The organism is Oleiphilus sp. HI0066, from assembly GCF_001635725.1.
This window is the reverse complement of record NZ_LWFH01001281.1, coordinates 1-1,638: the sequence shown is the minus strand read 5'-3', so window position 1 is coordinate 1,638 and position 1,638 is coordinate 1. Positions and strand designations below refer to the sequence as shown.

Below are 1,638 nucleotides of genomic sequence, written 5' to 3'. Positions count from 1 at the left end.
TGAGCGCATTGAAACCGAATTATATTTGAGGACCTACTATGTCATTCACCAACAAAAAAACAAGTACAGCAACGCCAAATTGGGATGACCCGCTTGCAGCGGCAATCCCTTCACAGGCACAACCAAGTATCGTCACGAACATCGCAGATCATGCGAAAGAAGAGGAGTTCGTACTCGAAGCGCTTCCTCCCGTGCGTATGGAAGATAAGCGCGTTGTAAATGGCGAAGCTGATGTGAACCAACTCGCGCCATTCAAGTATCCTTGGGCTTGGCAATATTTCTTGAACGCTAACAAAAATCACTGGACGCCTTTAGACGTAAATATGTCGCAAGATGTTCATGACTATCACCATAAACTTACGGTCGAAGAGCGCCATGTTTTTGAGAACGTACTCGCGTATCTGACAACCTCAGATATCTTAGCGATGCGGAATATTGGCCTTGCGGTCATGGAGAAAATGAGCGCGCCAGAACTACAAATTTATCAAGCACGTCAGGTGTTTGAAGAGGCGATGCATACATGGACGTATCAGCACTGTATCGAAACCATTGGTTTGGATCAGAGTGAGATATACAACCGCTACCGTGTTGTTCCTGAAATCTACAGCAAGATTCGACTCGCAAATCGCCGCTTAAATGCAGTGTTGACGACAGAGATGGATCTTAAAAATCGTGATGATCTCGAACAGTTTATGCTCTCATATACGTTCTTTGCTGGCGTATTCGAAGGGTGTTGGTTTTATAACGGATTTAGCCCGATTTTTGCACTTCAACGACGTGGCTTAATGAAAGGCACGGCAGAGCAGTTGCAGTACATTATGCGAGACGAAGTAATGCACGCGGCCTTTGGTATTAAGGTGGTTAAACAGATTATGGTGGAAGAGAATATTTCTCTTGATCCAAAAGCTGTGAAACTAATGTGGGAAGAGTCTGAAGCGGCGGAAAAAGCCTATGCGGGTTATTTACTTCGAGATCCGATTTTGGGCTATACAGCAGAGGATCACGTTGAGCAATTCAGGTTTATTGCGAACCGAAGAGCGAAACAGTTAAAACTTGAGCAGCCATTCCCTGGAGCTCAAAACGCCTTACCTTGGCTGGATGAGCAAGCTGCCTTACGCAAAGAGAAGAACTTCTTTGAAACGCGTGTCACTGAATATCAAACCGGCGCTTCATTATCGTGGTAGCGAACCATTAGAAGGCTGCTTAAGCGATTAATAGCAGATAAACTTAGTTGAATTTCGCAACAAGTTTATCTGCTACTAAAGATTTGCTAATTTTTCTTGTAGATCTTTTTTGAGAACATTTGGCTCTGTGACCCATATAGTCGAGTCTGTGCCAGGAAATACTCCAATCTCTAGTCCATCTTTTTCTAGACCGACGACCCATTTATTAAAGAAATCTGGAAGAGATATACTCAAGGCTTCAAGCTCTGATTCATTTTTTGCGTAGGCCAGAGCTAATTCTTCGGTCGGCCAAATCGGCAAGTACTCAAAATTTTCATCTTCAGAAAATATCTTTAGAAATTGCTTATCATTGTTCACGAGAATCCAGATCTCACGTTCCTCAACCACATAGCTTATGGTGAAGTCATAGCGACCTTCGCTATCCATTTCATAGATTGCTTGCATATTCTCTTGA

2 protein-coding genes are annotated in these 1,638 nt (G+C 43.3%); one reads left to right on the top strand and one right to left on the bottom strand.

The window, feature by feature from the left end; genetic code table 11:
- Positions 1-38: 38 nt before the first annotated feature.
- The gene (locus A3738_RS18680; protein WP_068476121.1) at positions 39-1,184 is read left to right on the top strand and encodes a ribonucleotide-diphosphate reductase subunit beta; all 1,146 of its coding nucleotides are present in this window, start codon (positions 39-41) and stop codon (positions 1,182-1,184) included.
- Between the two features lie 75 nt (positions 1,185-1,259).
- Here the strand turns inward: A3738_RS18680 and A3738_RS18675 are convergent.
- Positions 1,260-1,638: DUF2750 domain-containing protein (locus tag A3738_RS18675; RefSeq protein WP_197473913.1), on the bottom strand; the 379-nt coding region annotated here is incomplete at its 5' end.

What these genes read in the sequence shown, in the direction of transcription:
- A3738_RS18680 (WP_068476121.1), top strand. Translation starts at nt 39, where the DNA reads ATGTCATTCACCAACAAAAAAACAAGTACAGCAACGCCAAATTGGGAT.